The 12546-nt window shown below is 74.4% G+C and carries 11 protein-coding genes; 6 read left to right on the forward strand and 5 right to left on the reverse strand.

Annotation, left to right across the window (positions count from 1 at the left end; translation table 11 throughout):
- Positions 1–2162: MMPL family transporter (locus tag F9B16_RS05240; protein ID WP_151538686.1), on the reverse strand; the 2162-nt coding region annotated here is incomplete at its 3' end.
- A 65-nt stretch (positions 2163–2227) separates the two neighbouring features.
- Positions 2228–2788: a TetR/AcrR family transcriptional regulator gene (locus tag F9B16_RS05245; RefSeq protein WP_151538687.1), complete on the reverse strand. Its 561-nt coding sequence runs from the start codon at positions 2786–2788 to the stop codon at positions 2228–2230.
- A gap of 112 nt (positions 2789–2900) precedes the next feature.
- Here F9B16_RS05245 and F9B16_RS05250 point away from each other — a divergent pair, with 112 nt between their 5' ends.
- The 3 genes from F9B16_RS05250 (at position 2901) to F9B16_RS05260 (ending at position 6913) form a co-directional block, all read left to right on the forward strand.
- Positions 2901–3836, forward strand: coding sequence for an alpha/beta hydrolase (locus F9B16_RS05250; RefSeq protein ID WP_192808632.1), 936 nt, complete (start codon positions 2901–2903; stop codon positions 3834–3836).
- 9 nt (positions 3837–3845) lie between these two features.
- Positions 3846–4817, forward strand: coding sequence for an NAD(+)/NADH kinase (locus tag F9B16_RS05255; RefSeq protein ID WP_151538689.1), 972 nt, complete (start codon positions 3846–3848; stop codon positions 4815–4817).
- A gap of 194 nt (positions 4818–5011) precedes the next feature.
- A complete protein-coding gene (locus F9B16_RS05260; RefSeq protein WP_151538690.1) occupies positions 5012–6913 on the forward strand; it encodes an MFS transporter in 1902 nt (633 codons plus the stop codon).
- Here the strand turns inward: F9B16_RS05260 and F9B16_RS05265 are convergent.
- Entirely contained in the window at positions 6910–7863 is a 954-nt protein-coding gene (locus F9B16_RS05265; protein WP_151538691.1) for an NADP-dependent oxidoreductase, read from the reverse strand. The two genes, F9B16_RS05260 and F9B16_RS05265, sit on opposite strands and share 4 nt — an antisense overlap.
- A gap of 49 nt (positions 7864–7912) precedes the next feature.
- On the opposite strand from F9B16_RS05265, the gene F9B16_RS05270 reads away from it, so the two are divergent.
- Complete coding sequence (locus tag F9B16_RS05270; RefSeq protein ID WP_151538692.1) at positions 7913–8572, forward strand: TetR/AcrR family transcriptional regulator; 660 nt, start codon at positions 7913–7915, stop codon at positions 8570–8572.
- Between the two features lie 34 nt (positions 8573–8606).
- On the opposite strand, the gene F9B16_RS05275 is transcribed toward F9B16_RS05270, so the two are convergent.
- Positions 8607–9527 (reverse strand): alpha/beta hydrolase family protein, encoded by a 921-nt coding sequence (locus tag F9B16_RS05275; RefSeq protein WP_151538693.1) that lies wholly within the window; start codon positions 9525–9527, stop codon positions 8607–8609.
- 132 nt (positions 9528–9659) lie between these two features.
- Between F9B16_RS05275 and F9B16_RS05280 the strand changes: the two genes are divergently transcribed.
- Together F9B16_RS05280 and F9B16_RS05285 are read left to right on the forward strand one after the other, a co-directional pair.
- Positions 9660–10259, forward strand: coding sequence for a TetR/AcrR family transcriptional regulator (locus F9B16_RS05280; protein ID WP_151538694.1), 600 nt, complete (start codon positions 9660–9662; stop codon positions 10257–10259).
- A gap of 139 nt (positions 10260–10398) precedes the next feature.
- Positions 10399–11301: a TIGR03619 family F420-dependent LLM class oxidoreductase gene (locus F9B16_RS05285; protein WP_151538695.1), complete on the forward strand. Its 903-nt coding sequence runs from the start codon at positions 10399–10401 to the stop codon at positions 11299–11301.
- Between the two features lie 22 nt (positions 11302–11323).
- On the opposite strand, the gene F9B16_RS05290 is transcribed toward F9B16_RS05285, so the two are convergent.
- Complete coding sequence (locus F9B16_RS05290) at positions 11324–12514, reverse strand: ROK family transcriptional regulator (RefSeq protein ID WP_225991369.1); 1191 nt, start codon at positions 12512–12514, stop codon at positions 11324–11326.
- Positions 12515–12546: the final 32 nt, after the last annotated feature.

Consider the following 12546-nt stretch of genomic DNA (forward strand, 5'->3'; position numbering starts at 1 on the left):
CAGCGCCGGTTCGTCGGCTGGGCGGCGGGCTCGCCCGGGGCGTCCGCGCCGGGCGCCGGTTCGTGCGCGGGCGCGTCGGCGTGGCCGGGCCACCAGGCGGCGTGCCCGATCAGCGCGGTCACGGCGGGGGTGAAGAACAGCGCCATGACGAACGCCGCGATCGCGATGCCCGCCGAGATCGCGAAGCCCATCTGCAGCAGGGTGGAGCCGCCCGCCAGCATCAGCGAGGCGAAGGTGCCGGCGAGGATGACGCCCGCCGCGGCGACGGTCGGCCCCGCGTACCGCACCGACAGCGCGGCCGCCTCGCGCGGCGACCGCCCCTCCCGCGCCTCCTCGCGCAATCGGGCGATCATGAGGATGTTGTAGTCGGTGCCGAGCGCCACCACGAACAGGTACATGATCACCGGCAGCATGAAGATCAGCCCGGGCTCGCCGCGGAGCTGCTGGAAGATCAGCACGCTGGCGCCGAGCGTCGCGGCGAACCCGAGCCCGACCGACGCCATCAGGTACCAGGGCGCGACCACGCTGCGCAGCAGCAGCCCGAGGATCACCATGATCAGCACGGCCGCGACGGGGAACACGACGGCGTAGTCGTGGTCGACCGCGGCCTGGATGTCGACGAACACCGAGGTGATGCCGCCGACGACCGCGGTCGTCCCGGCCGGGGCGGCGTCGTGCGCGGTGGAGCGCAGCGGCCCCTTCACCGCCTTGATGGCCGACGACGACTCCGGCTTCTCGGCGAGCGTGACGCGGAAGTCGGCGACGCTCCCGTCCTTCGACAGCACCGGGTCGGCGACGTTGCCGACGCCGTTCACCGCGGCCAGCTTCGCCTTGTACCCGGCGAGGCCGGCCCGGTCGAGCGGTGTTCCGGCCGTCGAGCGCAGGTAGACGTCGGACGGCTCGGTGGCGCCCGCGGGCAGGCCCTTGAGCAGCTCCTTCTGCCACACGGTCGACTCGGCGCCCTTGGGGATGGAGCCGCCGGACAGGTCGAAGTTGGAGTGGAAGCCGAGGGAGAAGGCTGCCAGCACGGCCAGCAGCAGGCCGGAGACGACGGCGAACCGGCCGGGGTGGCGGCCCATCGACGCGCCGATCGCGGCGAACCGGGCGCCCTTCGGCTCGTGCCGCCACGCCTTGGACGGCCAGAACACCTTCGTGCCCAGCAGCGACACCACCGCGGGGATCAGCGTCAGGCCCGCCAGCAGGGTCGTCGCCACCGCGATCGCCAGCGCGGGTCCGAGCGAGCGGAACAGCGCCAGCGTCGACAGGACCAGGGCGAGGAACGCGATGATCACGGCGCCCGCGGCCGACGAGATCGCCTCGCCGACGCGGGCGATCGCCGACACCATCGCCGTCTTGGAGTCCTCGCCCGCGCGCAACCGCTCCCGGTACCGGAACATCAGGAACAGGATGTAGTCGGTGCCGACGCCGAACAGCACGACGATGAGCATGGAGCTCACCGAGCTGTCGGTCTTGAGGTCGAAGACGTCGTTGGCCCAGCCGATCAGCCCGGTCGCGATCTGCGACACCGCCCCGATGGTGATCACCGGGAGCAGCGCGATGATCGGGCTCCGGAAGATCACCAGGAGCAGCACCAGGATCAGCCCGATCGTGGCGGCCCCGGTGATCGCCTCGGCCTTGGCCCCGGCCTCCTGGCCGTCCAGGTTCTGCGCGGCGGTGCCGGTGATCCCGCCCTTGAGGCCGGTGCCGTCCAGCTTGTCCTGCAGTGCGGACCGCAGGTCCTTCACCGCGTCGGTCTGGTTCTTGCCCTGCGTCCCCTCCGGCTTCGGCATCTGCACCGAGATGATCTGGATCTTCTTGTTCCCGGTGGCCGGGGCGGTCTGCACGGCCGTGACGTTCTTGATGTGCGCGTCCTCCAGCGCCTTCCCGACCGAGGCGACCCGCCCCGAGTCGGCCGCCGTCAGGGGCGCGCCGTCCTGCCGTTCCAGCACGATGATGGCGGCGGGCGTGGCGGCCTGCGGGAAGGCCTTCTGCTGCAGGGTCTGCGCCTGGATGGACTCGTAGTGGCTCGGCAGGAACGACGCCTCGTCGGTGGTCGCGGTCAGCTTCGGCGCGAGCGCGACCACGGCCGCCGCGGCCACCAGCCACACCGCGATCACCCGCCAGGGGTGATGCACGACGACGCGTCCGATACGAGCGAACAAAGCCGCTTCCTTCCTCATGTCGTCGATCGGGGTCCCGCCCCGGCGCCCGGGCGCCCGGCGCGGGCTCACGCGTCCCCGTCCCCGCCGGAGGCGCGGCCGAGCGTCCGCAGGGCGGCCCGGGCCATCGCCTCGCGCAGCGTCTCGTCGCTCATCGGCGGGTCGGCGGCGCCGGTCATGAACATGCCGCCGAGCGCCATCCACGCGGCGACCTGGTCCGCCGGGTCGGACGAGCGGCCCGCCAGCGCGTCCGCCAGCCGGTCGCCGAGCCCGTCGAGCGCCGGGTCGGCCGGCGCGGTCCGCTCCGGCAGGGTCTCCAGCAGCACCTTCATCTCGCGCCGGAACCGCACGGTGAGGTCGGCGAAGGCGCTGACGGCCGCCAGCGCGGCCTCCTCGCCGTCCAGGCCGGCCAGCCGCGCGTCCAGCGCGACGGCCTCCCGCTCCACGGGCGCCAGCAGCTCGGCGAGGATCGCCTCCTTGTTGGCGAAGTGGTACAGCAGCGACGCCTTCGAGCAGCCCGCGCCGGAGGCGATGTGCTGCAGCGACGTGCCGCGGAAGCCGTACCGCGCGAACGAGCGCAGCGCCGACTCCAGGATCTGCCCGCGCAGGGCGGCCGGGGTACGCGCCATGGCCACCACGCTAACTGTCCGATCGGTCAGGTCTGACCGATCGGACAGGGTGATCCCTGTGATCTCCGACACCGCCCCGGGGCGCCCCGGGCGATCTCCTTATCCTTGGCGCATGGCGATCAGCTGGACGGCGGGACCCATGGAACTGCCTGGCGCGGTCCAGTACACGCTGGTCGCCGGCGGCGAGCCCACCGACCGGTGGCATGTCGCGGTGGCCCTGCCGCCGCCGAACCTGCGGAAGGCGGCGGGCCCCGGCCCGTACCCGGTGCTGTACCTCCTCGACGGCCTGTTCACGTTCGCCACCGCGGCGCAGATCGCCCACACGACGCTGGCCTACGCGGCGGGGCAGCTGCGTCCGGTCGCCGTCGTCGGCATCTCGCCCGCCACCGACGACCTGCGGCGGCTGAGCGCCCAGCGCGCCCGCGACATGACGCCGACCAGCGCCGTCTCCGGCTACCTGCAGGTGAGGACCGCCTACGGGACGGGCGGCGCGGACGCGACGCTCGACCTGATCCGCGACGTGATCGCCCCGTACGTCGAGTCCGCCCATCCGCTCGACCCCGCCGACCGGGGGCTCGCGGGGTTCTCCCTGGGCGGGCTCTTCACGTGCTGGGCCCTGGCGCGCCGCCCCGAGGGGTTCCGCCGTTTCCTGGCCGTGAGCCCGTCGCTGTGGTGGGACGACCATCTGCTGCTCGACCCGCGCCGGACGCCCATCGCCGCCCCGGACGCCGCCGACGTCTACCTCGCCGTCGGCGAGCTGGAGGACGCCCCGCACCGCAGCTGGCCGGTCATGGAGGCCGAGATGCTCCGCACGCTGTCGGGCCTCGACATGGTCGCCGACCTCGCCGCGTTCACCGACCGGCTGAAGCGGTGCCCGGGTGTCGGCGTCCGCAGCGAGGTCATCCCCGGTGAGCAGCACGCGACGGTCTGGCCCGCCGCCGTGACGCGCGGCCTCGTACACCTCTACCGCACCGATGCCGCACCGCCCGGAGCGCCCTTCCCTGACACCCGCCCGGTGCCGCGATCCCGCCGGGAGGGCACCCCGTAAGGTGAGGGCATGGGTGCGGAACCGCAGGTCAGGGCGGTCGGGCTGGTCCTCCATCCGACCAGGCCGGTGGGCCCGTCGATCGAGACGATCGTGGCGGCCGCCCGCGACCGCCCGGCGCGGGTGCTGGCCCGGCCCGCCGACCGGCACCGGGTGCCGTCCGGCGTCGAGGTCGTCCCGGACGCCCGGTTCGCGGCCGAGGTCGACGGCCTCATCGCGCTCGGCGGCGACGGCACGATCCTCGGCGCGATGCGGCTGGTGATCGACCGTCCCGTGCCCGTCCTCGGCGTCAACCACGGCAACCTGGGGTTCCTCGCCGAGGTGCATCCGGCGCAGCTGCCCGCGGCGCTGGCGCGGCTCGCCGCCCACGACTTCACCATCGAGCAGCACGCCGCCCTGTGCGTGGACGCCGGCCCCGTCGAGCTGACGACCCGGTCCGGGTTCAACGACGTCGTCCTCGGCCGCTCGTCCCGGTCCGGCGCCGTCTCCCTCGACCTCACCGTCAACGACCTGCGGTACGGCTACTACCGGGCCGACGCGCTGGTGGTGTCGACGCCGACCGGCTCCACCGCGTACAACTACGCCGCCGGCGGGCCGATCGTGTCGCCGTCCTCCAACGCGGTGGCCATCACCCCGGTCGCCCCCATGTCCGGGATCAGCCGGCCCGTCGTGCTAGGCGCAGCCGACCAGATCCGCCTCTGCGTCGCGGCGGACAGCGCGCCCATCACCCTCGACATCGACGGGACGGCCGCCGCCGAGCTCGGGCACGGGGACCGCCTCACCGCGACGATGCTGCCGGAGGCCGGCCAGGTCGTCCGGCTGTCGGCGCGGGACCACGCCAGCCGCAGCCGGGTGAAGCTCAGCCTCCTCGACCTCCCGCTGCGTCCGGACCAGCTCCTCGAGCTGATCCCGCCCGAGCTGCGCCGCGACGCGGAGGCCGCGGCCGGGCAGCTCCAGGCCCCCGGCTCGCCCGGCCTCGCCTGACCGCACACCCGCTTCAGCCCCGGCGACGAGTCCGGCGCCGGATCCTGCGCTGGCCCCGCGACGGCGCCCATGCGACTCGGCGGCACCACCAGCAGGGCGGCCGATATGAAGTGTCCGGGGTTTCCCCCGTAGTGTTCATATACCGGTTTATTACGCCCTGCCGGGCATGAGCACAGACATGGAGCGTCCCGTCAGTGACCGCAGCGCAGGCCCCGCGCGCCCATGATCCCGACCCGGGGCCCGGAACCACCCTGGACGGCGACACCGGGCGGGACGCGGGCCGGACCCGTCCCGGCGGCGAACGGCCGCCCGAACGTCCGGACGGACGCGGCACGCCGGAGGATTCCGGGCACCGGCGCCCGTCGCTGAACCGGTTCCTGCGCCACCCGGTCACGCTCGTGACGGCGATCGCCGCGGTCCTGCACCTGCTGTGGCTCGGCACGCTCGCCAGCAGCGGCGGCGACCTCGCGGCGCAGGACGCCTGGGCCGAGTTCGCGGGCCGCCACCCGGGATCGGCGTACAACCTCGCCTGGTACGGCGGGATGCACCCGGTCTCCTACAGCGCCGTGTCGCCGTACGTGATGTCGCTGCTCGGCGTCCGGACCACGATGATCATCGCAGGCACGGTCTCGGCGGCGCTGATGACCGTGATCCTCACCCGCAGCGGGCACGTCCGCCGGCCGCTGTGGCCCTCGCTCGCCGGCGTCCTCGCGCTGATCTGCAACGCGGTGTCGGGCCGGGTCACGTTCGGCCTCGGCCTGATGTTCGGCATCGCCGCGGCCGCGATCGTCTTCAGCACCCCCCGCCCCCTGCGCGGCAACCGCTGGGCGAAGGCGGTGGCCGCCGGCCCGCTCGCCGGCCTCGCGACCGCCTGCTCCCCCGTGGCCGGGCTGTACATCGGGCTCGTGGCCGCGGCCCTGTTCCTGCAGAAGCGCAGGCCGGCCGCCTACGCGCTCGGCGTCGCGCCCGTCGTCGTGGTCGCGGTGTCGGCCTGGCTGTTCCCCTTCTCGGGCACCCAGCCGATGCCGCTCGGGTCGGCGATCCTGCCCATCGTCTTCGCGGTCGCCGTCATCCTGCTCGTCCCGAAGGAATGGCGGACGGTCCGGATCACGTCGGTCGTGAGCTCGGCGGTCGTGCTGTTCGCCACGCTGATCACCTCGCAGATCGGCACGAACATCACCCGGCTCTCCATGCTGTTCACCGGCGTCGTGCTGATCGCCGCGCTGCCCTTCACCGAGCCGCGGTCGCGCAAGTGGTACGCGATCGTGCTGGTGTTCCTCGGGTTCACGACCTGGATCGGCATCAAGACGGTCCAGGACGTCGTCCGCGCCCACCCGGCCGCCGCCTGGACCCGCCGCCTCGCGCCCCTCGTCCACGAGCTGCGCAAGGCGGGGGCCGAGCGCGGGCGGGTCGAGGTCGTGCCGGCGCGCTCGCACCGGGAGGCCTCGGCCCTCGCCCCCTACGTGAACCTCGCGCGGGGCTGGAACCGCCAGGCCGACATCAAACGCAACCCCCTCTTCTACGACGGCACGCTCACCGTGGGCACGTACCACGACTGGCTGAAGCACTGGGCGGTCCACTACGTCGTCCTGCCCGCGGACGCGCCCGACAACGGCGCCGAGCGCGAGCGGGAGCTGGTCGGCAACGGCCTGCCGTACCTGAAGAAGATCTGGAGCGACAGCAACTGGCACCTGTACGCCGTCACCGACCCCGCGCCTCTCGCCGAGCCGAACACGACCGTCGTCCGCGCGGAGCAGAACGAGATGACGCTGAAGGTCGGCGCACCGGGCCGGATCCTGATCCGCCTGCCCTATTCGCCCTGGCTGAGCCTGGTCGACGGGGAGGGCCACAGCCTCCAGCCGCCCTTCGAGACGGACGCGTCCAAGCAGATCCGCAAGTACGACGAGAGCCGGCCGCCGCAGTACGAGAACCCGAACGGCTGCCTGGCGCCGACCGCACCGGACGCTTCGGGCGACTCCTGGACGGAGCTCGTCGCCCCGAGGGCCGGCACCTACCGGCTGGCCGCCCCCTACAAGATGCCGCGCGGTACGTCCTGCCCCAAGGAGCTGCGCGGCCCGGCCCTTAGCGGCCCCTAGCCCACCAGCACGATCTTGCCGCGGGCGTGGCGGCCCTCGCTCAGCTCGTGCGCCGCCGCGACCTCGGCGAGCGGGAACGCCGCCGCGACCGGCACCCGCAGGCGCCCCCGGGCGGCGAGGGCCACCGCGATCGGCAGGCCGTGCACCGCCAGCGGGTCGGCGCCGACGCCGAGGGCCGCGCCCGTGTCGTCGACCGGCGCGCCGTGCGACATGTGAACGCCGTGGGACGCGGCGGTGAGGTCCGGGGCGATCGTCACCACGCGCGCCGGGTCCCCGGCGATGGCGACGAGGTCGGGCAGCGCGCCTCCGGCGCAGTCGAACACGGCGTCCACCCCGTCCGGCGCGAGGGCGCGGACCCGCTCGGCGAGCCCCGCCCCGTACGTCGTCGGCTCCGCGCCGAGGGATCGCAGGAAGTCGTGGTTCCGCTCGCTCGCCGTTCCGATGACGGTGGCGCCCCGCGCGACCGCCATCTGCACGGCGACCGTGCCCACGCCGCCGGCCGCGCCCTGCACGAGCACGGTCTGCCCGGCATCGACCGCCAGCCGGTCGAGGACCCGGGTGGACGTCTCGGCGGCTCCGGCGGCGCCGCCCGCCTCCTCCCAGCTCCACGCGGCCGGTTTCGGCGCCCAGGCGGCCAGGACCGCGAAGTCGGCGTTCGCGCCGCGCGCCGTCATGGCGGTCATGCCGAACACCTCGTCGCCGACCGCGACGCCGGTGACGCCCTCGCCGACCTCGTCCACCACGCCCGCCGCGTCGAACCCCGTCCGGTACGGAAGGGTCACAGGCACCAGGCCGCGCATGGCCCCGGAACGGATCAGCGTCTCCCCCGGCGAGATCCCCGACGCCCGGACGGCGACGCGGATCTCGCCCGGCCCGGCGTGCGGCGCCTCGACCTCGGCGATGCGCAGGACGCTCGGCGGGCCGTACTCCTCGAACTGGACTGCTCTCATGCCGCCGACCGTAACGGAACACCCCGTCCGCTTGGCTAAAGTGAGAGCGGTGACGGACGAAGTGGTTCGGAAGCTCCGCTCGGACGCCCGGGACAACCGGGAGCGCATCCTCGAAGTGGCGCGCGAGGCGTTCGCCGCAGAGGGCCTGGACGTCCCGATGCGGGAGATCGCCCGCCGCGCGCGCGTCGGCCCGGCCACGCTCTACCGCCGCTTCCCGACCAAGGAGGCGCTGCTCACGGCGGCCTTCGCCGAGCAGATGGCCGCGTGCATCGGCATCGTCGAGGAGGGCCTCGCGGCGGCCGACCCGTGGCGGGGGTTCGCCGCGGCAATCGAGCGGCTCATGGAGGTCCACGCCCTGGACCGGGGCTTCGCCCACGCCCTCACCTCGCAGTACCCGCAGGTGTACGACTTCGTGGAGGGCCGCGAGCGCACCCTGCGCGCCCTGGCCGAGCTGATCCGGCGGGCGAAGGAGGCGGGCGGGCTGCGGAAGGACGTCGTCATCGAGGACGTCGTGCTCGCCCTCATGGCGAACGAGGGCATCCGCGCCGGGTCGCGGGCGGCGCGGCTCGCGGCCTCGCGCCGCTTCGCGGCCCTGATGATCCGGTCGTTCCAGGCGGACGCGCCCACCGCGCCGCTCCCGCCCGCCGTCCGGCTGCCGATCGGCGCCGGGGGCCGGGGCACCGCGCGGGCCCGTCCCCCGGCGCCCTGATCCCTCCCGCCGAGCCGCGCCCGGCGGGGAGCGGTCACTTGCTCTGGATCTTCCCCAGCGCCTGCGGGTCGCCCTCCAGCTCGGCGCACGCCGCGAGCCAGGCCCCGTCCTCAACGTCGAGGGCGCTGCGCAGGTAGGCGGTGGTGAGCCGCTGGATCAGCGCGACGCGCTCGGGGCTCTCGTCGGTCGTCTCCGCGACGCCGTGACCGGGGATGCCGCCGAGCGAGTGCTCCGCCCCGAAGAGGGTCAGCAGGCTCTTGCTCCCCGGGCTGAGGAAGTACGGGTCGGTGAACCAGTCCGGGCCGCGGACCGACAGCGGCGACCGGTCCTCGTCCCCCGCGATCACGAGGGTCGGCGCGGCCATGCCGTCGAAGGACGGGTTCATGAACGGGAAGTGCTCGGCGGCGAACGGGGACAGGTCGTCCCCGCCGAGGCCGGTCAGGGCGAGCAGCACGCCCGCCGTCACCCGGGGATCGGTCATGTCCTCCCCGGGGACGCCGCCGGCGTCGAGCACCCGTGCTCCCAGCAGCATGCTCGCCGTCTGCGCTCCCCAGGAGTGCCCGGCCACGGCGACGCGGCGGCGGTCCACCCGTCCGGCGAGGCCCGGCACGGCCGCCTCGACGGCGTCGAGCCCGTCGAGGACGCGCTTCAGGTCCTCCACCCGGATGCGCCAGATCAGCGGCGTGCGGGGATCGTCGGCGGGCAGGCCGAGCGTCCTGGAGTCGAGGTGGGTGGGCTGGACGACCACGAAACCGGCGGCGGCCCAGAAGTCGGCCAGCGGCGCGTAGCCGTCCATCGACCAGCCGAAGCCGTGCGAGAAGACGACGACCGGCAGGTCGTGCCCGGTCACGGGCGCGGACACGCGGACCTGGAGATCCGCGCCGCGTCCGGGTGCGGGCAGCACGACCGGCTTCACGGACACGACCGGAGCGGTCACTGCGTTCGAATCGGGCATGGAACGGCCTTTCCTAGGAGGACCCGGCTTGGTGGCCGCGCCCGGGTCTGCCATCATGAACAAACGGGACGTTGTCCCATTTCGAACATACGGGACACTGTCCCGTTTAGCAATCCGGAGGTGGAGGGCTCGGTGAGCGGCAGCGAGCGGGAGGCGGACGCGGACGACCGCACCGCCCGTCCCAAGCGGGCGGACGCCCGGCGCAACAAGGAGGCCCTGCTGGACGCGGCCGCCGCGGTCTTCGTCGCGTCGGGCGTGGAGGCGCCGGTCCGCGACATCGCCGCCGAGGCGGGCGTCGGGACGGCCACGATCTACCGGCACTTCCCGACGCGGGCGGACCTCATCATCGCCGTCTACCGGCACCAGATCGAGGCCTGCGCCGAGGCCGGCCCGGCGCTGCTCGAAGCCGGACCGACCCCGCACGCCGCGCTGGGTCGCTGGATCGAGATGTTCGTCGACTTCCTGGTCACCAAGCACGGGCTCGCCGCCGTGCTGCAGTCGGACGAGGCGGGCTTCGAGGCGCTGCACGCCTACTTCCTCGACCGCCTCGTGCCCGTCTGCGCACGGCTGCTCGGCGCCGCCGCCGCGTCCGGCGAGATCCGCCCCGGCCTGGAGGCCTACGAGCTGATGCGCGGCGTCGGGAACCTGTGCATCGGCGCGGACACCGATCCCCGGTACGACGCCCGCCGGCTGGTGGCGCTCCTCATCGCCGGGCTGCGCCGGCCGGACTGACCCGCCGGCCGCCGCGCCGGGAATCCGTCGCCGGTTTCCGCTCCGGAGGGCGCAAGAACGGCGAGACGGCTCCGACCTATCCGGGAAGGACGCCTTCGCCTGGGCGCATGCCCGGCGACCGATGAACGGAGATCACGCGATGGACCTGCCCCGCCTCGGAGTCACCCTCCAGCACTTCGGCCCGCACGCCGGACCCGACGCCGTCGTCACGGTCGCGCGGGCCGCCGAGCGGGCCGGCTTCCACGCCGTGTCGGTCAGCGACCGGCTCCTCACCCCCGTCGGCCCGCACTGGACCAACGACGCCGGGCTGCCCGAGTCGGCGCCGTGGGACGTCCTGGAGGTGCTGACCTGGGCCGCCGCGCACACCCGGCGGATCCGGCTGACGACCGCGATCCTGAACACGATCTTCCAGCCGCCCGTCGTCGTGGCGCGCCGGCTCGCCACCCTCGACCAGCTGTCCCGGGGCCGGGTGGTCGCCGGCGTCGGGCAGGGCGGCGGCACCCGGCTCGCCCCGTACTACATCCCCGAGGAGTTCACCGCCGCCGGCGTGCCCGCCGCGCGGCGCGGCGCCGGCTTCGCCGAGCACGTCGCCGCGATGCGCGCCTGCTGGGGTCCCGACCCGGTCGAGTTCCACGGCGAGCACTACCGGATCCCCGCCTCCAAGATCGGCCCGAAGCCGTACGGCGACGGCATCCCGGTCCTGTTCGGCGCGATCACCCGCCGCACCGTCGAGCGCGCGGCACGGATCGGGGACGGGTTCGTCACCACCGCCGTGAACTGGGACGACACCCGGACCCAGGTCCGCTGGTACTGGGACGCGGGCGGCGACGGGACCGTCCTCGTCAGCGCCTTCCCCGCACCGCCCGGCACCGACGTGTCCACCGCCGACTTCATCGACGGCACGCTGCGTGCTCTCGACCTGGCCGCCGAGGTCGGCGCCGACGAGATGCACCTCGCCACCAACCTCCTGGACGTGCGCCCGGATCGGCAGGCGGACATGCTGGAGGCCCTCGCCGCCAAGCTGGACCTGCCGACGCCCTGAGGCCGCGGGCCCCGGCGGCGGTTCACGCCTCGGTCACGGCGCGGGCGAAGACCAGGTCGCGGGCCGTTTCCAGGCCCGTGGCCAGGGCGCCGAGGACGACGGCGTCGTCGCCGAGGGCGGAGACCTCGACGCGCGGCGCGCCGAGCGGGGTCATCGCCTCGAGGCGGTCGCGCACGGCGCCGAGGAGCACGTCGGCGCCGTGCCCGCCGATGCCGCCGCCGAGCACGATCAGGTCGGGGTCGAGGAGCGCGACGACGCTGGCCAGCGCGCGGGCGACGTGCCCGGCCTCGTGCGCGACGGCCTCCGCCGCGACCGGGTCGCCGGCCCGGGCCGCGTCGAAGACGCGCTTGGCGGTGATCGGCCCGGTCATGCCGAGCCGCTTCGCCGCGGCGACGACGCCGGGGCCGGACGCGACGGACTCCAGCATCCCGTGCGACCGGGTCTCCCGGGGGTCGGCCTCGCCGAACGGCAGCCACGCGATCTCCCCGGCCGCGCCGCGCGCGCCGCGGTGCAGCTCGCCGTTCAGGACGATCCCCATCCCGATGCCGGTGCCGATCGACACGAACGCGAAGTGCGCCACGCCCTCGCCCAGCCCGTACCCCCGCTCCCCCAGCGCGGCCAGGTCGATGTCGTTCTCGATGGTGCAGGGCGCGGGCAGCCGCCGCGCGAGCCGCGCGGTGACGCCCGGCTCGTCCCACCCGGGCAGGTTGGGCGCCAGCCGGAGGCGCCGGTTCTCGACGTCGTGGACACCGGGGGTGCCGAGGACGATGCTGGTGACGGCGCCGTCCGCGGCCTTCGCCAGGTCGTCGACGATCCGGCCGAGCCGGTCGATGAGCGCGGCCGGCCCGGTGCTCCCGTCGGCGCCGACCGAGCGGACGTCCTCGCGCACCGCGATCTCGCCGGACAGGTCGGCGAGCGCGGCGCGGATCCATTCCCGGCCGACGTCGAGCCCGATCACCCAGCCGGTCTCGGGCCGGATGCCGTACAGCCGGGCGGACCGCCCGGCGCCGCCGGTGCGGCGGCCGATCGCCTTGACCAGGCCGACGCGCTCCAGGTCGGCGAGCGCGAGCGAGATCGTGGGCTTGGACAGCCCGGTCGCCGCGGCGAGCTGCGGTCGCGACACCGGTCCGAGCAGGCGGATCTGCTCGTAGACGGCGCGTTCGTTCATGATCCGCAGCACGCTGGTGGTGTTGGCGGTCTCCCGGCTCGGCACGTGTAAAGCCTGACATATCCCGGCACGGCGCA

The organism is Actinomadura montaniterrae (assembly GCF_008923365.1).
GTDB lineage: Bacteria > Actinomycetota > Actinomycetes > Streptosporangiales > Streptosporangiaceae > Spirillospora > Spirillospora montaniterrae.

What these genes read in the sequence shown, in the direction of transcription:
- F9B16_RS05275 (WP_151538693.1), bottom strand. Translation starts at nt 9,527, where the DNA reads ATGCCCGATTCGAACGCAGTGACCGCTCCGGTCGTGTCCGTGAAGCCG.
- F9B16_RS05245 (WP_151538687.1), bottom strand. Translation starts at nt 2,788, where the DNA reads ATGGCGCGTACCCCGGCCGCCCTGCGCGGGCAGATCCTGGAGTCGGCG.
- F9B16_RS05250 (WP_192808632.1), top strand. Translation starts at nt 2,901, where the DNA reads ATGGCGATCAGCTGGACGGCGGGACCCATGGAACTGCCTGGCGCGGTC.
- F9B16_RS05265 (WP_151538691.1), bottom strand. Translation starts at nt 7,863, where the DNA reads ATGAGAGCAGTCCAGTTCGAGGAGTACGGCCCGCCGAGCGTCCTGCGC.
- F9B16_RS05255 (WP_151538689.1), top strand. Translation starts at nt 3,846, where the DNA reads ATGGGTGCGGAACCGCAGGTCAGGGCGGTCGGGCTGGTCCTCCATCCG.
- F9B16_RS05285 (WP_151538695.1), top strand. Translation starts at nt 10,399, where the DNA reads ATGGACCTGCCCCGCCTCGGAGTCACCCTCCAGCACTTCGGCCCGCAC.